Origin of the sequence: Porphyromonas sp. KLE 1280 (assembly GCF_000700805.1) — a bacterium.
Classification (GTDB): Bacteria; Bacteroidota; Bacteroidia; order Bacteroidales; family Porphyromonadaceae; genus Porphyromonas; species Porphyromonas pasteri.
This window is the reverse complement of sequence record NZ_KL362962.1, coordinates 749,730-772,035: the sequence shown is the minus strand read 5'-3', so window position 1 is coordinate 772,035 and position 22,306 is coordinate 749,730. Positions and strand designations below refer to the sequence as shown.

Annotated in this window: 17 protein-coding genes, 1 tRNA gene and 1 riboswitch; of the genes, 7 read left to right on the top strand and 11 right to left on the bottom strand. The window is 55.6% G+C overall.

All coding sequences use genetic code 11. The features are described 5' to 3' along the window. Nucleotides 1-13: 13 nt before the first annotated feature. From pnuC to mscL, 7 genes are all read right to left on the bottom strand, one after another. Nucleotides 14-625: a nicotinamide riboside transporter PnuC gene (gene pnuC, locus HMPREF1121_RS02965; RefSeq protein ID WP_044114565.1), complete on the bottom strand. Its 612-nt coding sequence runs from the start codon at nucleotides 623-625 to the stop codon at nucleotides 14-16. A gap of 18 nt (nucleotides 626-643) precedes the next feature. After that, complete coding sequence (locus HMPREF1121_RS02960) at nucleotides 644-2,950, bottom strand: TonB-dependent receptor (RefSeq protein ID WP_232223725.1); 2,307 nt, start codon at nucleotides 2,948-2,950, stop codon at nucleotides 644-646. A 37-nt stretch (nucleotides 2,951-2,987) separates the two neighbouring features. Beyond that, nucleotides 2,988-3,090, bottom strand: a riboswitch (TPP riboswitch). Between the two features lie 116 nt (nucleotides 3,091-3,206). After that, a tRNA-Leu gene (locus HMPREF1121_RS02955) sits at nucleotides 3,207-3,288 on the bottom strand. 92 nt (nucleotides 3,289-3,380) lie between these two features. Further along, on the bottom strand, nucleotides 3,381-6,215 hold the full coding sequence (locus HMPREF1121_RS02950; protein ID WP_044114564.1) for a thiol protease/hemagglutinin PrtT: 2,835 nt from the start codon (nucleotides 6,213-6,215) through the stop codon (nucleotides 3,381-3,383). Nucleotides 6,216-6,235: 20 nt separating this feature from the next. Beyond that, complete coding sequence (gene crcB, locus HMPREF1121_RS02945; RefSeq protein WP_009432478.1) at nucleotides 6,236-6,625, bottom strand: fluoride efflux transporter CrcB; 390 nt, start codon at nucleotides 6,623-6,625, stop codon at nucleotides 6,236-6,238. A gap of 17 nt (nucleotides 6,626-6,642) precedes the next feature. After that, nucleotides 6,643-7,521, bottom strand: coding sequence for a nucleoside phosphorylase (locus HMPREF1121_RS02940; RefSeq protein WP_009432482.1), 879 nt, complete (start codon nucleotides 7,519-7,521; stop codon nucleotides 6,643-6,645). Between the two features lie 911 nt (nucleotides 7,522-8,432). Next, nucleotides 8,433-8,855 (bottom strand): large-conductance mechanosensitive channel protein MscL, encoded by a 423-nt coding sequence (mscL, locus tag HMPREF1121_RS02935; RefSeq protein WP_009432451.1) that lies wholly within the window; start codon nucleotides 8,853-8,855, stop codon nucleotides 8,433-8,435. 309 nt (nucleotides 8,856-9,164) lie between these two features. Here mscL and HMPREF1121_RS02930 point away from each other — a divergent pair, with 309 nt between their 5' ends. The 6 genes from HMPREF1121_RS02930 to HMPREF1121_RS02905 all read left to right on the top strand — a co-directional run bounded on the left by HMPREF1121_RS02930 (nucleotide 9,165) and on the right by HMPREF1121_RS02905 (nucleotide 16,749). Next, nucleotides 9,165-11,423 (top strand): cation:proton antiporter, encoded by a 2,259-nt coding sequence (locus HMPREF1121_RS02930; protein ID WP_044114563.1) that lies wholly within the window; start codon nucleotides 9,165-9,167, stop codon nucleotides 11,421-11,423. A gap of 51 nt (nucleotides 11,424-11,474) precedes the next feature. Beyond that, nucleotides 11,475-13,502, top strand: a complete 2,028-nt coding sequence (locus HMPREF1121_RS02925) for an alpha amylase C-terminal domain-containing protein (RefSeq protein WP_044114562.1) — start codon at nucleotides 11,475-11,477, stop codon at nucleotides 13,500-13,502. A 43-nt stretch (nucleotides 13,503-13,545) separates the two neighbouring features. Further along, complete coding sequence (locus HMPREF1121_RS02920) at nucleotides 13,546-14,490, top strand: ribose-phosphate pyrophosphokinase (protein WP_009432499.1); 945 nt, start codon at nucleotides 13,546-13,548, stop codon at nucleotides 14,488-14,490. A gap of 104 nt (nucleotides 14,491-14,594) precedes the next feature. After that, nucleotides 14,595-14,993: an FKBP-type peptidyl-prolyl cis-trans isomerase gene (locus tag HMPREF1121_RS02915; protein ID WP_044114561.1), complete on the top strand. Its 399-nt coding sequence runs from the start codon at nucleotides 14,595-14,597 to the stop codon at nucleotides 14,991-14,993. Beyond that, nucleotides 14,990-15,283, top strand: a complete 294-nt coding sequence (locus HMPREF1121_RS02910; RefSeq protein WP_044114560.1) for a DUF1294 domain-containing protein — start codon at nucleotides 14,990-14,992, stop codon at nucleotides 15,281-15,283. The genes HMPREF1121_RS02915 and HMPREF1121_RS02910 overlap by 4 nt, the downstream gene beginning before the upstream one ends. Nucleotides 15,284-15,660: 377 nt before the next feature. Further along, nucleotides 15,661-16,749 carry a mannose-1-phosphate guanylyltransferase gene (locus HMPREF1121_RS02905; protein ID WP_044114559.1) on the top strand — a complete coding sequence of 363 codons (1,089 nt, stop codon included), beginning with the start codon at nucleotides 15,661-15,663 and terminating at the stop codon, nucleotides 16,747-16,749. Nucleotides 16,750-16,837: 88 nt separating this feature from the next. On the opposite strand, the gene ispF is transcribed toward HMPREF1121_RS02905, so the two are convergent. The 4 genes from ispF to HMPREF1121_RS02885 form a co-directional block, all read right to left on the bottom strand. Further along, a complete protein-coding gene (ispF, locus tag HMPREF1121_RS02900) occupies nucleotides 16,838-17,335 on the bottom strand; it encodes a 2-C-methyl-D-erythritol 2,4-cyclodiphosphate synthase (RefSeq protein WP_044114558.1) in 498 nt (165 codons plus the stop codon). A 5-nt stretch (nucleotides 17,336-17,340) separates the two neighbouring features. Then, nucleotides 17,341-18,486, bottom strand: coding sequence for a type IX secretion system outer membrane channel protein PorV (gene porV, locus HMPREF1121_RS02895; protein WP_044114557.1), 1,146 nt, complete (start codon nucleotides 18,484-18,486; stop codon nucleotides 17,341-17,343). Between the two features lie 113 nt (nucleotides 18,487-18,599). Beyond that, entirely contained in the window at nucleotides 18,600-20,141 is a 1,542-nt protein-coding gene (dacB, locus tag HMPREF1121_RS02890) for a D-alanyl-D-alanine carboxypeptidase/D-alanyl-D-alanine endopeptidase (RefSeq protein WP_044114556.1), read from the bottom strand. Between the two features lie 142 nt (nucleotides 20,142-20,283). After that, nucleotides 20,284-20,859 (bottom strand): 50S ribosomal protein L25/general stress protein Ctc, encoded by a 576-nt coding sequence (locus tag HMPREF1121_RS02885; protein ID WP_044114555.1) that lies wholly within the window; start codon nucleotides 20,857-20,859, stop codon nucleotides 20,284-20,286. A 438-nt stretch (nucleotides 20,860-21,297) separates the two neighbouring features. Here HMPREF1121_RS02885 and fmt point away from each other — a divergent pair, with 438 nt between their 5' ends. Then, nucleotides 21,298-22,254 (top strand): methionyl-tRNA formyltransferase, encoded by a 957-nt coding sequence (gene fmt, locus HMPREF1121_RS02880; protein WP_044114554.1) that lies wholly within the window; start codon nucleotides 21,298-21,300, stop codon nucleotides 22,252-22,254. Nucleotides 22,255-22,306 lie beyond the last annotated feature (52 nt).

Here is a 22,306-nt window from a genome sequence, read left to right as displayed (position 1 = left end):
GTCGGGGGACTACTTAGGCGGTATGCTTGTCGGACTGCTTCATCAGCTGCCCCCACTTGCGGTAGCCGAAGAAGGCGGTGACGAAGTTTACGACGTAGACGAAGGAGGAGATGTAGTCCTCTGCTCCGTAGAGGGCGATGAAGCCAGCAGCATTCGCGATGATCCAGCAGAGCCAGTGCTGACGCCACTTTCGTGCCATCCAGAGCATGCCGATGACCGAGGCTATCGTCATGAGTCCATCCGCCCAAGGGAGCTGCCACTCGGGGATGAAGGGATGGAGGAAGAGCAGAGCGATGTAACCCACGAAGGCCAGGGCGAGGTAGATCGCCCCAGCCTTCGCTGGAATATTAGAGATGGGGACTTCTTCTCCCTCGGCATTGCCCTTACGTAGCCACGCTATCCAGCCGATGACGCTGGTCACAAGGTAGTAGACATTGATAGCGAGCATGCCGTAGAGATGACTCTGATAGCAGATCGGTATCCATAGCAAGGGCAGGATGATACCTACGGGCCAGAGCCAGATACTGGCGCGGTACTCAAGGTACAGCCAGATGAGTGACACGACGAGCGTGACGAGCTCCAGGACGTGCGAGGAGAGGAAGGAGAGGAGAGCGGTCAGATCCATAGACCGTAAAGGTAGAGATTATATCGTGATGGTGGTGCCGAGGAAGGCGTGGATACCAGCCTGAGGATAGGTCCAGGTGTAGCTGCTGATCGCACCCTTCTTGTCGAAGGTGTAGCCAGCTCCGCCATTGCTCGAGTAGCGTGCATCGAAGAGATTGTTGATCTGCAGACTGATGCTCCAGCTACGCACGAAGTGTACGGGTAGCTCATAGCCGAGGCGTAGACTCGCTACGTGGTAGGCGGGGAGACTGCGCTCACGGCTCCCCGTATTGTCGAGGTACTGCATACCGACGTACTGCGAGGTAAGAGCCGCTTCGAAGGCTCGATGCGCAAAGGTCAGCGTATTGCTTAGGACCAGCTGGGGTGAGTAAGCGATAGGAGTGCGGTCGTAGGTCGTCAGCACTTCGGTCCCAGCCTGATCGCTCCAAGCGTAGAGGTGGTACTGCTTGATTTGGTTCTTACTGACGGCACCAGCCAGATCCCAGCGAAGCACGGGGCAGATCTTCCATGAGGCATTGAGCTCGGCACCCATGCGGTGGCTGCTGGCTACGTTCTCGCTGAGCTTACCGCCGACATCGCTCTGCTTACCATTGAGCACGAGCTGATCGTGGTAGTCCATATAATATAGGTTGAGCCCAGCGGTGAAGGTGCGACTGCGGAAGCCGTAGCCGACTTCGTAGTCCGTGAGGCGCTCAGCACGGGGGTAGTCCTTGGGGCTGACCTCAGTGTAGTTCTTACGATTGGGCTCTCGGTGAGCTACTGCGACCGATCCATAGACGTGATGCTGGGGAGCGAACTGATAGAAGAGCCCTGCCTTTGGATTGAGGAAGTTGAAAGTCTTCTTGAGGTCGATCTCTTGCGCTACCATCGCTCCCTGGCTATTCTTCACGAAGTGGTCGATAGTACCTGCGATGCGGTAGTCGATGAAGCGGTACTGGAGGTCGCCAAAGAGGTTGAGTCCAGTCACTACCTCATAGTTCGCCTTGACGAAGCCTGAGAGGTCGGTCTTATTGGCCTTGTCTTCGTAGTAGCGCTCATTGGGCTCTACGAGGTAAGGGTAGGGAGTGACGGGAAGGCGCTCGCCGTAGTGGTCGCCCGTATAGTGGTTGGCTGATAGCCCAGCGGTGAGCTCCAGACGATCGGACTTATAGTCGAGTGTCGCGATACCCCCTGCGAAATCATTGTCAAGGTACTTGGTGCGAAGCAGCGTGATCTTTTTGATCTTCTGCTCCTTGCCATTCTTATCGAGGATAGCAGCGCCATTTTCATCACGGAGGATGAACTCCTTCAGCCCGTATTCCTTGAGCTTACGCCCCGTGCGGTACTCGTCGGTGAAGCCGTAACCCTTGGTATAGTGTGCCGTGAGATTGAGTATCAAGCCCTCACTCAGACGCTGGGTGAGCTGCGCTTGATAGTGGTACTGCTCATAGTTGTCCGTATTATATCGGTAGCGAGCATCTTGAGGTGTGCTGCCGGGATTCATGTGCCCAGCGGAGTTGTAGCGTCGGCCGTAGACGGCTTCTTCCTCGGGGCTAAGCCCGTTCCAAGCGATACCCGTGCGCTGCTTCCCGCCGAAGGAGAGGAGCTTGAGGATGGTGTTCTCCCCGAAGTAGCCTCCCTGGATGAAGTAGGAGGTGCCCTCCGTACCACTGCGGTCGATGTAGCCATCCGTGGTCGTCTTCCCCAGGCGAGCTTCTAAGGCCCAATGCCCTGCGATGCGCCCTGTGGAGGCATGGACGTCACGTCGGAAGGTGTTGTAAGACCCACCGAGGAGGGTGAGGGAGGCGGTCGGCGTCATGGAGAAGTGGTCGGTGCGGAGGTTGAGGCTGGCACCGAAGGCAGCAGAGCCATTAGATGATGTCCCGACGCCACGCTGGAGCTGAGCATCCTGGATGCTGGAGGAGAAGTTCGGCATATTTGCCCAGAAGACCCCTTGGCTCTCGGAGTCATTGAGTGGCACGCCATTGGTCATGATATTGATGCCCGCTGCATCAACCCCACGTACTCGCAGGTAGGTGTAGCCGATACCGATGCCAGGCTCGCTCGTTGCTACGACGGAAGGTGTCTGCAGAAGAAGGTAGGGGACGTCTTGCCCAAGGTTTGACTTCAGTAGCTGACCCTTCGATACATTGGTGAAGGACATAGGCGTCTTTGCCGAAGCGCGTGTAGCGGTTACCTGCACTTCCTCGAGGCGGTGCGTGCTGAGACTATCTGCGAGCTGTGTAGCTGTAGCTACGGAGGGAGAGGCTATGAAGGTAGCTGTGGCCGAGAGGACCACGGTGGAGAGGAGCGTTGTTTTTCTCTTCATCATACAATACTTATTCATTTGCATAGTAATGCAGAGCTGAAGGGGAAAGGGTAGATAATGGTCGATGAACAATCCCTACGCCAGCATGATCTGGGTCAGGTCTTGAGGGTATCATCTCAGCTCACCATCATGTGCGGTGAGCACCCCTTTGTCCTTAGTTCTTTCGGGCGCAAAGGTAAGCCAAGGTAGGGCATTTACCAAACAAATAGCGTCCCAAGTATAAAAGAGAAGCAGGCGGTCTTACTCATCGATAGAGTAGATCGCCTGCTTTCAGTGCGGCTGAAGGGACTCGAACCCCCACGCCTCGCGGCATCAGATCCTAAGTCTGACGTGGCTACCAATTACACCACAGCCGCCTGTGTGAAGCATGTTGCCCATGGGCAAGGCTTCTGTAATTGTGTGGCAAAGGTAGTGATAATATCCGTTGTAGCCAATACCGCTCGCCTGATCATCGGGCGATACGGTGCGTCGAGTAGCTCGTCCCATCCAGCACACGGACGAGGTAGAGCCCGCGTGGCAGGGTGCTAAGCGAGAGGTTTGCCTGCGTCGTACCTGTGAGGGTATGGAGGATAAGACGCTTACCCGCCAGGTCAAAGACCTCCAGACGAAGGAGCTGCTTGCCGATGACCTCGACACGGCTTTCACTGGGGAAGTAGCGAAGTTGCCCTTCCTGATGCTCCTCTTCTTTTGGTGTCGGTGTCGGCTTAGGCTCTGGCTTGGGGTCAGGCACGGGCACTGGCACTGGCGTGGGCTTCGGAGTCGGTTGGGGCGTAGGCTGTGGCTGAGGTGTCGGAGTAGGTGTAGGTGCTGGCTCAGGCTCAGGTTGCTCCTCAGTTGCGGGCTCGGCTGGACGGACCTCAGCTGTCGGTGGCGTCTCTGGGCTTCGTCCTGTGATGAAGGTCACGTAGACGGCAGGCTCGTTAGGTGCCCAAGCGCTGTACACCGTCTCACCCTGTGTGACCTCTGCCACGACGCGGTAGGCTCTACCTGTGATGAGGTTGCCGAGAAGCTGCTGGGTGAGGGCATCGCTCTTGATGATGTTGGTCATCGTGTAGAAGCTCGAGTGGGTGAGGGTACGTGTTGCACAGAGTGTACGGCTACCTGTCGTGGGATCCTCGAGGTAGAGGCGCATCGTGCCGAGAGACGTATTAGATGAAGGAGTCTTCACGCTGACAGCAAGGTATGAGCTACTACCTGTAGTGAGGTCTACTGGATAGCTCTTGAGTTCTTGCCCTGCGGCGTCTGTGATTAGAGCTCCTACGGCCTGTACGCGTCCCGTCATGGGAGCTGATACCGTGAGATAGGTCTCCTCACGAAGCTGGTAGCGCTGTGTCGGATAGGTGCTGCTACCATCACCGTGCTTTACCTCAAGCGAGAGACGATAGCGCCCTGCTTGTATCCCTGCAGGGAGGGTGAGAGGTAGGTGGACAAGACGTGTCTCCATAGGCGTGAACTCCAGCTCAAGCGGTGCTGCTTCTTGGAAGCCCTCGACGAGCTTGCCTGCTTCGTCATAGAGACGAAGGACGAGCTGGGTGTCGCGGCTGGTGGCAGCGAGATGCTTGATAACGAGGGGAAGACGGACCTCATCACCAGGATAGAGTGCGGGCTGCTGCAGGGGCTCCATGATCTGGAAGCCACGGTCGAAGCCGTCCTCCTCGATGACCTCCACCTCACTATCAGTGAGATGAAGACCCAGGGTGGGGGCATCCAGGATGAGCTGCCAGGGAGTCCAGCTTCCATCCTCTTGGAGGCGTGAACTCATCGGACGCAGGGCATAGATACCAGCTGAGAGGCCCTCGATAGCTAAGCGGTCCGTCTCGGCCATCTCCTCACTGATGTACTGCCCATCGACCATCTGTCCATAGAGCTTGACCTTGGTGAAGCCCCCTGCACTGTGGTACTTGGAGGGATAGATACGCAGGAGATGCCCTTCGCTATCGTAGAGTCCATAGCCGTAGTCACCCTTGAAGGGAAGCCCCTTGTTGATGAAGCCAGCGAGGTCTACATCGATGCTCTTCTTGCGAGCACGCTTCATGCCTCCAGCTCCATGCAGGCGGAGGAAGGCTGAGTAGTGACTTGCTAATCCTGATCCCATGCCCTTCACCTCATCAGAGAGTGGAGCTGTACCCGTGCGCTTGGGACGGGCTAAGATGACTTGTATCCCTTGGGAGAAGTCGACCTTGCGACCAGCAAACTCATTCCCTGCTTGCCCAGGGGCAATACGTCGGAGCGAATAGTAGCCATCGCTTTGCCCGTCCCAGCCAAAGTTCATGTGAAAGAGCCCGTCGGCATCTACTCCGTCCACGACCCAAGCGTGACCATAGAGCTTGCCTCCACTCCGATTCATCCCACTGACGTAGATGGGGAAGCCCGCTTCAAGCTCTTCTTTCAGAAGACGCTCAATGGTACTCATCCCAAGGACCGAGGCCGATAGAGCAGGCGTAGCATCATAGCTGAAGTAGGTCGAGAGTGCTGCGGCAGCCTGCTCGGAGGAGGTGCTACTGGCGTACTGGGTGTAGCCCATAGATACGGCGACGCCGAGGTCGGACATGAGTTGGGCTACCGAGGTGAAGATCGGATCATCATCGGGGCGTACACGACGATTGTTCCCCGAGCCGATGTAGCGCTCATCGTTCCCATAGACGGGGCGCATATCGCCCCAGCGGTAGTGGCTTGCGGAGAAGTCGCGATAGCCGAGCTGATTGTGCGTCTTGGATCCAGTGCCTTGAGCAGGCCACTGATGATAGTACATCACCTGAGCCATAGCCACGGCCACACACCCAGCATACATGTGCTGCTGGTCGCCATCGCTGTCGGTATAGGTCGGGGTGCCGAGGCTATAGGGATGGCCTTGCCCCCAGCGCGAGCTAACTAAGGGGGCTATTACCTTCCCGTGCTTGGGTGGATAGGCAAAGGCGCGTGCTTCGCTCTTGCCTGGTGCGGCGAGCTGAGGCTGGTCAAGGGTAGAGAAAAGGGCTCTGAGGTCCTGGGGCATGCGCTCCAGATCAAAGCTCCCACGGTCACTGTAGCCGATGATAGCTCCCCCTGTATCGTCCTTGGCGATGAGTGCAAAGCCCCCACCTCCCCCTACATTATATATATAGTAGGTAGGGCGCTCGGTGAGCTGAAGGTGCTGGAGGCTGCGTGCGGAGGTATTGCTGACGCGGAGGACTTGGCGTGCCAGCTGCGAGGCTGTCGCTTGGTCGATGGGTTTAGCAAGGGCACTCTCTGTGAGAGCTGTGAGGAAAAGGAGTAGGGTGAGAAAGCGTAGAGATCTATGCATAGCGTAGGATGAGGATACTATCAGAGGGTGCGCCCCCAGCGAAGGCCGAGGTAAGCTAAGAGGACGCCCCCGATGAGGCTAAGGCTGAGGTAGGCGAGAGCTGTGAGAAGCTCCCCGCTACGTAGGTAGTTCACGAGGTCAGCCGAGAGGGTGGAGAAAGTCGTGAAGCCCCCGCAGAATCCGATGATGAGCAGCGGGCGGTAGTCAGAGCTGAGCCCCGTAGGGCGCATCATCAGCCCCAAGAGTAGCCCGATGAGAAGGGAGCCCAAGAGGTTGATACCCCAGGTCGCCCATGGGGTAGGCCGTCCGAGGAGCTGTGCTGTCCCCCAGCCAATAAGGTAACGGAGGAGGCTCCCTGAGCCTCCTCCGATGAAGATGTATAATAGGGCCTTGAGAGAAAGTGCCTCCATTTTAGCAGTGAAGGGGCTTAGATACGCTCGAGGACGAGGTCGATAAGCCCCTCGATGCTGCCCTTGTAGTCGGTATTCATATTTTGTGCCTTACGCCCAGCGATGATACAGCAGACAGTCATAGCACGGTGCCCCATGAGAGCAGCAAGCCCAGCGAGAGAGGAGCTCTCCATCTCATAGTTCGTCAGACGGTAGCCCTCGAAGTTGAAGCCCTGAATCTTCTCATTGAGCTTGGGATCTTGTAGAGGGAGGCGCAGCTGACGACCTTGGGGGCCGTAGAAGCCATTAGCAGCGATGGTGTTTCCTCGCAGGACGTCGTCCTGACAGATCTGCTGGATGAGGCTCTTGTCTGCAGCGACGACGTAGGGGCGCAGGCCTTCGATCTTCCAGTCGAGCTGACTGATGAGAGCTTCTTCGAAGGCGCGATTGCGGATGCGTGCCGTATCAGAGTAGAAGTAGATCACACCATCGAAGCCGATGGAGTGCTCGGCTGCAACGTAGGTGCCGATAGGAGTCTCGTCCTGCAGTCCGCCCGAGGTGCCGACACGTACGAGGGTGAGCTGACGGAAGGTGTCCTTCTCTTGGCGGGTCTCGAAGTCGATGTTCGCCAGGGCATCCAGCTCATTGAGGACAATGTCGATATTGTCCGTGCCGATGCCGTGGCTGACGATGGAGATGCGCTTGCCCTTGTAAGAGCCTGTGATGGTGTGGAACTCACGGCTCGATACATTGCACTCGATGGAGTCGAAGCGTGAAGCGACCATGTCAACTCGTGCGGGGTCCCCGACGAGGAAGACGCGGTCAGCGAGCTGCTCGGGACGCAGATGAAGGTGGAAGACAGAGCCGTCACCATTGATGATGAGCTCAGAGGTGGGGATGGTACGCTTATTACTCATAAGTATTCTTGGTAGGGTAGGGAGGCGAGACGCCTCCAGATGAGTGCCTCTTCCCATGGGGAGAGGAGTGGATTGTCAAAGATACGCCAACTTTTGGACTCTGCTGATCGGGCAGTTGTCCTCAGGGCTTCTCCTCTTCACGTTGCCGTCAAGGAGGCTTCCATTTGGGCAGGCCATGGAGCATGCTTCCGAAGGTGGGCTTACACAATGGTCTCATAATAGGTATATGAGTACGTGGGCAGAGCTATATAGGATGGCGAAGAAAGCTATATAGCTTTGCTTGGATTCCTATACAGCTTTGTGAAGTGACCTCTATTAGGTTATTGTCCTGCGTAGGGAGAAAAGTTGCGGACGAGTGGCAGATAAGTTTGGACTACGTACGTGGTCCTAATATCTACGTACGTGGATATTTGGACTGACGTGCCTGGTCTTTAAGACTACGTGCGTAGATAGAGAAAAACCACTACGGGAATGCCACTTTTCCCTCCGCAGGATAAGAGAAATACGTGCGATAAGGCGAAGGGCTTGTGTACCACTTCGGAGAGGCATATCGGGGGGGAGCTGGTCGTGCGATGCCTTAGCACTCTAAATAGAGGACAGGACTATAGACAACAGTCTCATATTGGTCACCGCTCCGACCAGTATAGGTTCGCTTTCGGACCAATACTGGTCGACGTCGTGACCACTATTGGTTCACTCATCGACCACTATTGGTTTGTATGCTGTACCACTATTGGTTCGCCCTCCATACGAATAGTGGTTTACATCCTCCACTTATATTGCCTCGTGTATGCTCTACTCTTAGTCGCTAACTTGCCAGCTTAGGGGAGGAAAGTGAAAAGCCCTTCTCCGAGCGATGTGCTCAGAGAAGGGCTTGATGCTGTACCAGCCACAGAGGGCGGGAGGGAAGCTTAGCCGCGGCGCTTCAGCTCGTCGCGGATTTCGCGGAGGAGCTCGATATCTTCAGGCGTAGCTGCAGGAGCTTCGGGCTGCTCTTCTTCCTTCTTGCGGAAGGCGTTCATAGCCTTAATCATAAGGAAGATACAGAAGGCGATGATGAAGAAGTCCACAGTCGTCTGGACGAAGTTACCCCAGTTCAGCTCAATTGCTTCCTTGACAGTCTCACCAGCAGCATCGAGTTCTGCGGGACGCAGGACGACCTTAGCATCGCTGAAGCTGCTGCCCGTGATGAGGCCGATAGGAGGCATGATGATGTCATTGACCAGCGAAGTGATGATCTTACCGAAGGCACCACCGATGATGATACCCACAGCCATATCCATGACATTACCCTTGAGGGCGAACTCCTTAAACTCTTGGATGAACTTTCCCATTGCTTGTTTTGCTTTACGTTTTAAGTATTAATTGTAATCTCTTGCAAAGATAATCATAAAATGCAATCTTAATTACTAGCCCTTTCTATGGGCGTATATAATAATGTGTATGGATGTGTGCTGAGAAATGTGCGCTATGCGTGTCTGAGTAGGAACATGTACCGTAGGTAAGATCCCCTCTGGAGGTGTGTGTGACCTACTGCCTACCTCCTAAAGAATTTGTATCTTTGGTGGTGCGTATGGGCTTGGCTGATGAGGACGAGTACCCTCCATCTGCCGCAGCCCGCGCTTACAACACAACGGAACAGCATGCCTAAAGAGCGGGGAGTCCTTCCCTATGTCTTCTACATCGTGATACTGCTTGCCTCTGTGGCTGCCCTTTGGGGGACGCTCCAGTTAGGTGAGGCACTTACCCCTACGGCATTGCGTCCCGCAGAAGAAGTCGCGACGCTCTCCTCTGCCTTCGGAGACTTCAGCGCCAGCGTCACGCACCATATACACTCTACCATCGGGGTGCTCCTCCTCCAGATCCTTATTATCCTCCTGGCCGCCCGTATTATGGGATGGGTCTTCCGCAAGATGCGTCAGCCTGCCGTCATCGGGGAGATCGTCGCAGGGATTCTCTTAGGACCATCGCTCTTTGGCCATGTGTCTCCAGAGCTCTTTGGTGCACTCTTCCCTACGGAGAGCCTTCCTAATATTCAGTTGCTAAGCAACTTTGGGCTGATTCTCTTTATGTTTGCCATCGGTATGGAGCTCCGCTTAGGGGATATTCGCCGTCAGCTCAAGAGTAGCCTTATCATCAGCCATGCTGGGATCTTCATCCCATTTGCACTCTCCCTACCACTCAGCTACGTTATATATACGGAGTATGCCTCGAGCCTAACGGACTTCACGCCCTTTGCTCTCTTTATCGGGATCTCCATGAGTATCACGGCCTTCCCTGTACTGGCACGTATCATCCAGGAGAACCATCTACAGCGCACGCACCTCGGGAAGCTCTCCCTCTCTACGGCTGCTGCTGGTGATATCACCGCTTGGCTCATGCTCGCTGCGATCATCGCGATCTCGCAGAGTGGGAGTATCTTGAGCACAGGCTACAATCTACTCTTCCTCATCGCCTACCTGCTGGTGATGTTTGGCATCATCCGCCCGCTCTTCCGTGTAGCGGGGAAGGTGTACAACAATACGGAGGTCATCAGCCATGGTATGGTCGGGGTGATCTTCATCCTTCTCCTCCTCTCCGCCTACATCACCGAGCTGCTGAGTATGCACGCCCTCTTCGGAGCCTTCATGCTCGGGCTCGTCATGCCAGAGGATCTCTCCTTCCGCAAGATTCTTACCGACAAGATCGAGGATGTCTCGCTGATGCTCTTCCTTCCGCTCTTCTTCGTGTCGAGCGGCTTGCAGACAGAGCTGGGGCTGATCGATAGCCCTGCTACCTGGGTGCTCCTCGGGCTCTTCACTCTTGTCGCTGTCGTCGGCAAGGTCGGTGGTACCTATGTCTCTGCGCGCTTCTCTGGCGAGAGCCCCAAGAGCAGCATCTATCTCGGTGCCTTCATGAATACGCGTGGGCTGATGGAGCTCGTCGTCTTGGGTATCGGCTATGAGATGAAGATCCTGCCTCCGACGATCTATGCGGTGCTGGTGCTGATGACGGTGATCACGACGGTAATGACGATGCCGATGGTGCACCTGATCAATGTCTTCATCCGCATGAAGGAGCGTAAGCGTGACCGCATCGAGACTATTGATAAGCAGGCAGGAACTAAGGTGCTCCTCTCCTTTGGTCGTCCTTCCTCTGGGGCTACGCTGCTGCATCTGACGAATCAGCTACTGCGTCGTGGTGGCGCTCACCCCAATGTGACGGCTCTGCACATCACTACTGACAAGGATATCAATCCCATCGAGGCGGATAAGTTCTACCAAGACAGTTTCCGCCCTATCCTCCGTGCTGCCGAAGAGCTGGAGCAGCCTCTCGAGACCGACTATATCGTAGCTGATGAGGTAGAGAGTGCCGTGCTGAATAAGCTCACTTCGGAGCGCTACAACCTCCTGATCGTAGGGGCTGGCGTACGTCTCTCCTCGGATGAAGATGACCGTGAGGCCAGCTCAATGCGTCAGCAGATGAGCCGCTTCATGGGCTCACTGCCGATGCGCACCACGGAGAGCCTCCTCTCCATCCATAGCATGCTGCGTGACAAGATGGCCTTCTTCGTGCACCGTGCCCCCTGCTCGGTAGGTATCCTGCTGAGCCGTTCCTTTGATTCACCTAAGCATATCCTCGTGTATGTGCGTAGCGCCAGCGACCTACGTCTCTTGCCCTATGCCCGCACGATGGCCGAAAATAATCAGGCTACACTGCGTATTGTCCTCTCTACAGGAGTCGCACGTGAGGGCCTCAATTCTCATCCTGGAGAAGAGATTATCGCGACAGATAAGCTCTGCTCTGTCCCCACCGAGTATGACCTCGTGGTCGTCAGCTACACCTATTGGCAGGAGTCCTTTGATACTTCTGAAGAGCTTCTTGAACAGCTTCCCTCCACCTTGATACTGAATCTGAAATAGGTCCACTCCTCATCACTTCACGCCAGTAACTGGCCTCAACGCACAAAGACTATGACGAAGTTAGCAGCAAATGACCCATGGCTTAAGCCCTACGAAGAGCGTATCCGCCGCCGCATGGAGTTCACTCATGCCCGTGAGCGCTCGATCACTCAAGGTGGAGATATTCCCTTGGAGCAGTTTGCCGACGGCTACCTTCACTATGGCCTACACCATGATAAGGAGAAGGGATGCTGGATCCTCCGTGAGTTCCTCCCTGGAGCTCAGAGTGTGCATCTCATTGGCTCATTCAACAACTGGCAGACGATGTCGGTGTGGAAGCTCAAGCGTGTCGATGACTATGGCAACTGGGAGATCTGCATCTCTGACAAGGCAATGCGTCACGGTGACTTCTATCGCCTCTTTGTCCACTGGGACTATGGGAGTGGTGAGCGTATCCCCGCCTGGGCTACTCGTGTAGTGCAAGACCCCTCGACGGGTATCTTCAGCGCCCAGGTCTGGGCACCTGAGGATAGCTATACCTTCCGTCACGCACGTCCAGCTCGCACCGAAGAGCCCCTCATGATCTACGAGTGCCACATCGGTATGTCGTCAGAGGAGGGCAAGGTAAGTAGCTACCGGGAGTTCCAAGAGAAGGTCCTGCCCCGTATCATTGACCTCGGGTATAATGCCATTCAGATCATGGCCATCCAGGAGCATCCTTACTATGGCTCCTTTGGCTACCATGTCTCAAGCTTCTTCGCACCCAGTAGCCGCTTCGGTACTCCCGACGAACTGAAGGCGCTCATCGACGCAGCCCACGCAGCAGGTCTCAAGGTCATCATGGACCTCGTGCACAGCCATGCCGTGCGTAATGAAGTCGAAGGGCTGGCATACTATGACGGCTCCCGCACGCTCTTCTTCCACGAAGGTCCTCGAGGTGATCATCCCGCTTGGGACTCGCTGTGCTTTGACTACGGGCGCAACAACGTCATCCACTTCCTCCTCTCCAACTGTAAGTACTGGCTGGAGGTCTTCCAGTTCGACGGCTTCCGCTTCGACGGCGTCTCCTCGATGCTGTACTATAACCACGGCCTCGGTGAGTGCTTCACCTCGTACTCTGACTACTTCAATGGTCATCAGGATGCCGATGCTATGGCGTACCTCACGCTGGCCAATAAGCTGATCCATAGCGTCTACCCCGGCGCGATCACGATCGCCGAAGAGGTGAGTGGTATGCCTGGTCTCGCTGCTCCTATCGAGGACGGAGGCTTTGGCTTTGACTACCGCCTCTCGATGAATATCCCCGACTTCTGGACGAAGCTCATCACGGACCACCCCGACGAGGAGTGGAGCCCAGGTGCGATCTGGTATGAGCTCACGAACCGTCGTGAAGATGAGAAGACCATCAGCTATGTTGAGAGCCATGACCAGGCGCTCGTGGGCGACAAGACGCTCATCTTCCGCCTCGCTGATGCCGATATGTACTGGCACATGAGTCACTCAAGCCGCACGCTTGTCACCGACCGCGCTATCGCTCTCGATAAGCTCATTCGTCTCGCTACTGCTACCACGATGAATGGTGGATACCTCAACTTCATGGGGAATGAGTTCGGTCACCCCGAATGGATTGACTTCCCACGCGAAGGTAATGGCTGGTCTTACCACTACGCCCGCCGTCAGTGGAGCCTCGCAGATAATGCAGATCTCCTCTACCACGACCTGCAGGAGTTCGATCGTGCGATGGTTCGCTTCATTAACTCGGTGAAGACCTTCCCCTCGCTCCATATTGAGCAATATCACATCCATGAGGAGGATAAGACTCTGGCCTTCGGGCGTGGGGACTATCTCTTCGTCTTCAATTTCCACCCCACACGCTCTCACGTCGACTATCCTATCAATGTCCCTGAGGGCGCATACACCGTCGTCATTGATACCGATTGCAAGGCCTTTGGTGGCTATGGCCTTATCGACGACAGTCTCATCTATGCCACGCAGCCTGCCGAGAAGGCTGGGACTGCAGCCTGTCCAGCTCTGGCACCGCTGCGCCTCTACCTCCCCGCACGTACGGCTCTCGTGCTCAAGCGTAACACAAACAATTAAATGACTCTCCATAGTGGTGAGCCCCAATCAACTTACACGTCAAATGAGTATCAACACAAAGAACATTGCCATCTTCGCAGGCTCTGCTTCGCTGGAACTGGCAGGAAAGATCGCCGAAGCCCTGGGTATTAACCTCGGTGATATGCAGGTAGAGCATTTCGCTGACGGCGAATTCTCTGTCTACTACAAGGATAGTATCCGTGGTAAGGATGTCTTCCTCGTACAGTCCACCTATCCCTCTTCGGACAACATCATGGAGCTCCTCCTGATGGTCGATGCTGCTAAGCGTGCTTCCGCACACTACATCGCTGCGGTCATCCCTTACTTCGGATGGGCTCGTCAGGACCGTAAGGACAAGCCCCGTGTATCTATCGGGGCGAAGCTCATGGCAGACCTGCTGAGCACGGCAGGGGTCACGCGCGTCATCACTATGGACCTGCACGCTGACCAGATCCAGGGCTTCTTCAACGTGCCTGTGGATCACCTCTACGCCTCTATGGTCTTCATCGACTACCTGCGCCAGACGTCTGATCTTGAGCGCACGGTCATCGCTACGCCAGACGTCGGTGGTGCTAAGCGTGCTAACTCCTATGCTAAGTTCCTCGGCGTGCCCATGGTCATCTGCCACAAGAGCCGTGCTAAGGCCAACGAAGTCGCTGAGATGACGATCATCGGGGATGTCACGGATAAGGACGTCATCCTCGTGGACGATATCGTTGATACGGCAGGGACGATCTGTAAGGCGGCTGACCTGATGATGCAGAATGGCGCTCGTAGCGTCCGCGCTGTAGCCAGCCACGCAGTACTGAGTGATCCTGCTACCGAGCGTATCAATGCTTCGGCACTCAAGGAAATGATCTTCACCGACTCCATCCCCCTGCGTAAGCACTCGGATAAGATCCACATCGTGTCGGTAGCCAATATCTTCGCTGAGGCTATCAATCGTGTGATCAATCACGAGTCGATCAGCATCCTTTACTCTATCTAAAGGCAACCCTCTTCCATAGAGGAGCCCTATCACAGCCCCGCCCCCACACTTGTGGAGGCGGGGTTTACTTTGCCTTCGTCGCGAAGGCCTATAAATGAATGTGTATGAAGAAGCGTGAATATATTGAGGCTAATAAGGCTTGGCTCAAAGCAAAGTCTCAGGAAGCGGGTGTTAAGCCTCTGCCCAAAGGAGCCTATTACAAGGTAATTACCGAAGGACGTGCAGATGGTAAGCATCCGTCGCCTCGTAGCATCGTCACGGCTCACTATACGGGGCGGACGATTGATGGGCAGGTCTTTGATAGTACGGAGGGCGATGTGCCTGCAGCCTTCCGCCTGAGTGATCTCATCGAGGGCTGGATCATTGCCCTACAGCAGATGTGTATCGGTGACCGCTGGGAAGTCTATCTCCCTGCAGAGCTGGCCTATGGTCGCTATGCGCAGCCTGGCATTCCCGCAGGCTCAACCCTGATCTTCGAGCTGGAGCTCGTCAGTATCGCATGATGCAGCTCTTCGGACTACAGCCTGCTGATCTCGTCTTAGTACTCCTACTCCTGCTCAATGCCCTTACCTTTGTCGTCTATGGCATCGATAAGTGGCGTGCTCAAGGCGGACGCTGGTGCATCCCTGAGCGGACGCTCCTTCTCTTGGCTGCCTTCGGTGGAGCCTTAGGTGCCTGCCTCGGGATGGTCGTGTGGAATCATAAGACTTCGCACAAGCGTTTTCGTTATCTCGTCCCTGTCTTCGTCCTGCTCCAAGGGCTGCTGGCATTCTATTTCCTGCGCCTCTATTGAGCCTGCTTCTTTCGCATCAACCAGCCCCTTTAATAGCCTTATAGATAGAGGCCCTATGGAGAGGCGAAACGAACCAGTACTGGTCAGCGAAGTGACCAGTACTGCTCGAAGTGTGAACTAGTACTGGTCGATATATCTTACCAGTACTGGTTCGCTTGGTGACCAGTACTGGTTGCTTTATCTGGTAGATAGATAGGCTTTGCTGGATGACCTCTCTTTCGTGCAATATGTAGGGAAAGTCGCATCTGCTTTTGATAGCGTGGGAGGCAGTCCTGTAGCGGGTGCTACTTGGTGTTTTTACTCCAGTAGTCTATCGCTTCGTATGGTATTAATGCTTATATTTGTGTAGTAATACTAACCCCGGTAGTAAAAAGACTATGCACACAGACAACTATTGTGTCATCATGGGCGGAGGCGTAGGCAGCCGCTTTTGGCCATATAGCCGTGAGGCCAGGCCGAAGCAGTTCCTCGATATCTTCGCCACAGGTCGCACCCTTCTTCAGATGACTTATGATCGCTTCTCGAAGGTAATCCCTAAGGAGAACTTTGTCGTCGTCACCAACGCTATCTACCGAGACCTTGTGCTGGAGCAGCTCCCCGAGCTGACCCCAGGGCAGATCCTCCTGGAGCCTATGCGCCGCAATACAGCACCTTGCATCGGCTGGGCGACCTATCACATCTATGCGAAGAATCCCAATGCTAACGTCCTGGTCACTCCTGCTGACCACCTGATCCTGCAAGAGGATGCCTTCGACGAAGCTATCCGCCGCTCGCTGGACTATGTGAAGGCGCATCCCAAGCTGGTCACTCTCGGCGTACGCCCCTCGCGTCCTGAGACGGGCTACGGCTACATCCAGTTCACCGACTCAGAGGATGAGCACTTTGTGAAGGTGAAGACTTTCACGGAGAAGCCTAATATCGAGATGGCGAAGGTCTTCTACGAGAGCGGGGAATTCCTCTGGAATAGTGGGATGTTCGCATGGAACGTGCAGACGATCCTCGATGCCTTCCATCAGTACCTGCCTTCGCTGACCTCTATCCTCGACGAGGTGAAGGGCGCTTATGCTACCGATGAGGAGCAGAGTCGTGTCAGCCAAGTCTTCTCTGAGTGCCCCAATATCTCGATTGACTACGCTGTCTTGGAGAAGGCGGACAATGTCATGGTGCTTCCCGTCGACTTCGGTTGGGCAGACCTCGGTACCTGGGGCTCGCTCTATGAGCTCAAGCGTGAGGAGCCTCGTGCAAATGTGGCACTCCACACCAAGGCTCTCTTCTATGAGGCTGAGGGCAACATCGTCTCGCTTGATGGAGATCCAGAGAAGCAGCTCGTCGTCGTCCAGGGGATCAATGACTGCATCGTAGCTCAGAGCAAGGGGGTCCTCTTGATCTGTAAGCACGATGAAGAGCAGCGCATCAAGGAATTCATGGGCGAAGCATCCGTCCAATTTGATAAGAAGTTCGACTAATTACTTAGTCCTATATAAAGCAAGCGCGGGCGAATCACCATTGGTGATTCGCCCGCGCTTGCTTTTGTTTACTCTGAGAGGAGCTTCGTTAGAAAGCTCCCTTGACGGCGATGAGTGCGGTGGCGAAGGCTTCCATCCCTTCGCGGCGACCGACGAAGCCCATGCGCTCGGCTGTCGTAGCCTTCAGCGAGATCGCACTCTCAGGGATGCCCATAACTTCGGACATCACACGGCGCATCTCGGGGATGTGTGGGTTGATCTTCGGTGCCTCTGCTGCTACTGTCGCATCGATGTTGCCGATCTCATAGCCTGCTTCACGCACGAGGGCGCAGCTACGGCTGAGGAGGATCTTGCTGTCAATGCCCTTGTAAGCCATATCGGATGGGGGGAAGTGCACCCCGATATCACCGAGGGCAGCCGCTCCGAGGAGGGCGTCACATACAGCGTGGAGGAGGACATCGGCATCGGAGTGCCCTTCGAGACCCTGCTCAAAGGGGATCTTCACGCCGCCGAGCCATAGCTCATAGCCGTCACTGAGGCGGTGGACGTCATAGCCGAAGCCCGTCCGGAAAGGTATCTGTGGCATATATATCACTTGAGTAGTCCGCGGATACCGTCCATATCGAAGGCCAGCGTGAAGCGGAGAGTCTGATCGAGTGGATTGTCGGAGATCGTAGAGATGAGATAGGAGGCATCGATGCGGAAGGCGCTCATGCGGAAGCCTGCCCCAGCGGTGAAGGCTTGGAGATTCCCCTTGTTGGGATGGAGGTAGCTGTAGCCAGCACGCACAAAGAACTTATCGCAGTAGCTGTATTCGGCACCGAGGCTCCAGCGGATTTCCTTGAGCTCTTCGCCGAAGCCACCAGGCGCATCACCGAAGCTCTTGAAGATCCCCGCGATGGCAGAGGTCTTCTGATAGTCGGCGACCTTCTCTGCATCCCCCGTGGGAGGTGTGGGGACAAGGAGCTTATTAGCCTCGAGGTTTATGGAGATCATGTTCTCCTTGTCGATGGGGTAGAGGAGTCCCGTACCCAGACCGAGATTCGTGGGGATGAAGGAGGAAGTCGTCCCTCCGTCAAAGGAGATCTTCGTGCCGATATTGCGGATGTTGAAGCCCTTTGTCCACAGGCACTCAGCCCCACCGATCGTGATGTACTTCTGGTGGTAGCCCGCGATGTCGGCTGCGAAGGCCGACCCAGGGCGGTCACCTTGCTCACGGCTTCCCTGATCCGAATGGATATAGCGCAGAGCTACAGCGAGGGAGAAGTTGGGGGAGAGCTTACGGGCGTAGCTCGCATCGATGGCGAACTCATTGGGGTGCGATACGCCAAGACTTCTTCCTGAGGCATCCCACGTCGTGAGCTTACCCATGGTGAAGTAGCGGAGCGAAGCACCGATAGTCTGGGTGTTGTCATTCCCAATACGGAAGTAGCCTCCCGCATGCATCAGTGCAATGTCGCTTACCAGGCGAGATAGCCAAGGTGTATAGCCGAGCGATAGGCCCGCCTTACTATCGATGAAGGCAAACTTGGCGGGATTCCAATACTGGGAATAGGGGTCTGCTGTCGTTGATACCCCGACGTCGCCCATACCAGAGGCCCTCGCATCAGGGCTAATCTGCAGGGATGGGACAGCAGCTGTCACAGGATTGAAGTAGCGAGCTTCTTGGGCTTTGGCCGTTCCGATGCACCCGAGGGCGCAGAGAGCGAGAGTAGTAAAGGTAGTCTTTTGGTTCATATTCCTTGGGGTATGCTCCCTCTGGAAAGGGGGATTAGAGAAGGATACCGAGTTATACTATAGCGCAAATATACGACTATCCACCCATGTAGCACGCTATTAGCCCTCTTTGGCTAACGCTTCTTCCCCTTGCGTGAGGACTTAGAGGAGGCCTTGTGTGAAGCCTTCTTGCTACCCTTGCTGTGCTCGCTATGCTTCTTCCCCTTCGCCGCTACCTTCTTCGTGGGAGTAGGAAGCGGAGGAAGGGGCTGCTGGGTGAAGAGCCCTGTCAAGAGGCGGGTGAAGGTCGTACGCGCTTCAGCACTATTGATAGCTCCGTTAGCGATGTAGACGATGCTGTACCACTTGTCCTCATGAAGGAGGTAGCCCGCATAGCCACGTACACCACGCATAGAGCCACTCTTGAGGTAGGCGGTCACTTCGCTCGGGATGGAGAGACTGCGCACTGTGCCTTCGACACCCGCTTCGGGGAGTGAGGCCAAGAAAGGCTTGTGGAGTGACTGGTCACGCCAGAGCTCTGAGAGGATGAGGCTGAGTGCACCTGAGGAGAGGCGTCCCTCGGGGCTGAGCCCAGAGCCATCCATGGGATAGAATTCGGTCGGAGTAAGTCCCAGACGCTCTCGCCAGTAGGAGCGCATCACCGTAGGCTGACCTGTCTTACGCTGCTCGTAGCTATTGAGTGCATAAGCAAGACCTTCGGCATAGATGTTGGAGCTGCGGAAGTTTGTGATCTTCGCGAGGGTATCCGCAGGGAGTGAGGTGTAGTAGCCCAGCGTATCAAGGCCCGTGATGAGCTCGTCGTAGTTGAGCTCGGGGCGATCTTGTAGGTCAATACCCTCGAGGCGCAGGCCTTCATTGAGCCACATCGTGGCGTAGCTGGGAGGGTCAGGCATCGTCCAGCGTAGGTGTCGACCTGAGAGGCCTTCGCGTACGGTACCCGAGATGAGCAGGGTGTCGGCTCTACGCATCGGGGTAAGGTCCAGTTGAGTTGAACTACCGAGGAGTAGCTCTTGGCGCGTGGGGACGAGGAGTGAGGCGACATTCGGCTCCACGACAGGCTGCTCCCCGTCGCTGGAGAAGAGGAAGAGATCGGCGTAGTTGTCTGCGATGTTAAAGCCCGAGATGGGAGCGCCATAGTACTCGTCAAGGTCTTCGTCGGCCCAAGTCTCATTGAAGAAAGGACGGGGGAAACCTCGGAGGTCAATGATTAGACGTCCCGTGATACGGGTGATCCCGCGCTCCTCAAGCAGCGCCTTGACCTCACTGATGAGGCGCTTCTGATTGGGGATGTAGTGCGATCCAAGTGAAGGGTCTGCTGAGGCCTTCAGCACCAAGTCCCCATGAAGTGTCTCGCCATCGACCTGTCCGCGGATCATCACGGGGATGTGGAAGCGGTAGTCGTGCCCACGTAGCGCAAGGAAGGCTCCCGTCGTGGGGATCTTCACCAGCGAGGCGGGGCGGAAGGCTTCGGACGTGCGGTGAGCAAGTATGGGCTCTCCGGTCTGGAGGTCGCGTACGAGAGCTGTGACACGTACCCCAGGACGCTGCTCATAGCGGCGCAGTATCTCGATCGCTTCGGGGTAAGGCTGCGAGTAGACTGGTGCGGTGAGAGCGAACAGGCTGAGGAGAAGGAATAGGCGAGCGCGAAGGGACATCTGATGGTCGGGACTACATGAGCTGGGGAGAGGGTAGGAGGGAGAAGAAGAGAGGCTACCCCTACATGTGGTAGGGATAGCCTCTGTAGGTTGGGCGATGGGAGCACATCGAGGTGCTCTATCGCTTAGGCTGAGCTGTAGCTTACTTGTTGCCCTTAGCCATAGCACCACGTGCAGCACGGGTGAGCTTAACGGCGCAGACGACAGCGTTCTTAGCGTTGATGACTTCGAGACCTTCGAAGCTGAGGGCACCGACCTGGATGGTCTTACCAAGACCAAGCTCCGTAACGTCGATGAAGAGCTTCTCGGGGATCTCCGTGTAAGGAGCGCGTACCTTGAGCTTACGCATTTCGAGGCTGAGCTTACCCCCTGCCTTCACACCTTCAGCGTGACCAGTCAGGACGACGGGAACTTCCATGACGATAGGCTTGTTAGCTTCTACCTGGAGGAAGTCGAGGTGCAGGATAGCATCAGTGACGGGGTGGAACTGGAGGTCCTTGAGGACAGCCTTGACCTGACGGCCTTCGATGTCGAGGTCGATAGCGAAGATGTCTGGAGAGTAGACGAGGTTACGTACGCCATCCTGGCTTACGGTGAAGTGGAGTACTTCGTTGCCTCCGTAGAGGACTGCGGGGATCTGATCACCAGCGCGGAGGCCCTTAGTGGCCTTCTTACCGAGCTCGTTACGGAGCTGGCCTGAGAGTTGGAAAGTCTTCATTCTCTTTGTTTTAAATTGTGTTACTCAAAATTAGTGTCTTCTAATTTCCCATCACACGAGTCCTCTCTGTCCGCGGAGGAAGGAGGGCTTCTCGTCTTCGAGACAATCGTCGAACGGCGCAAAGATAGTGATTTTCATCGACATCCCGATATATCCTCTGCGAATAGCTGGTACTTCTAAGGCCCCAGCTTCCTCTAACCATAGCATAGAGAGGCTACTGTCCCGAGCAGCTATCTAAAGGAGGGTGCTACCAACCTATATAGGTCGTCGGGTGAACCTATATAGCTCGTGAAGCCGACCAATATAGGTCACGAAGCTGACCAATATAGGTTGCCCCGACGACCAATATAGGTTCATATCCCGCTCTCGTAGTGCCTCTCCCTCCAGCCGATAGGGCAATTCTTTGTAGCTTTGCTCCACCATAGCCCCTATAAACAGATGAAGAAAGAAGATCTACGTATCGTGTATATGGCGACGGCAGACTTTGCCCTGCCGTCCCTCCAGCGCCTCGTCGAAGGTGGATACAATATCGTGGCAGTCGTCACGATGCCAGATAAGCCCGCTGGTCGTGGGCATAAGCTCAAGCAGAGTAGCATCAAGATCTACGCCGAATCAGTAGGGCTCGAGGTCCTCCAGCCTGAGCGACTCAAGGATGAAGCCTTCGTCGGTCGCCTGAAGAAACTACGCCCCGATCTCGGTATCGTGGTCGCCTTCCGTATGCTCCCCGAGGTCGTCTGGTCACTCCCCCGCTTCGGGACGATCAACCTCCACGGCTCTCTCCTGCCTAAGTATCGTGGTGCAGCTCCCATACATTGGTCGATCATCAATGGTGAGACGGAGACAGGGGTCACGACCTTCCGCCTGCGCCATGAGCTCGACACTGGGGATATCCTCTTGCAAGCGAGCCTACCGATCGGGCCAGAGGATTGTGTGGGGAAGATCCACGATGAGCTGATGCTCCTCGGAGCAGAGACGCTCCAGCGCAGTGTCGACCTCTTCCTCGCAGACGAAGAGCCTAAGGCCAAGCCCCAGAGCCTTTATGAGGCGAATCCCACGCATGCACCTAAGCTGACGAAGGAGAATACCCAGCTACACTGGGATCGCCCAGCGGTAGAGCTAAATAATCTCGTGCGTGGCCTCTCTCCTTACCCTGCAGCATGGTGCCTCCTTTCCTTTGCTGGCGAAGAAGCTCAGCCCTTTAAGATCCTGGAGACGGCTGTCAGCGGTGAAGAGCTCTCCACGGAGGAGCACCCCATCGGCTCTGTCATCATCACGGGCAGACGTAGTCTGGAGATTCAGACCTCTGTGGGTCGTCTTGCTATCAAGACCCTACAGCCCGCAGGGAAGAAGGCGATGCCTGCCTCAGCCTTCCTCAATGGCCTCCATCTGAAGTAAGCCTTTCTCATCAATTAGCTCCCGAGAGAGCTATCCCCTTATACGCCAGCGG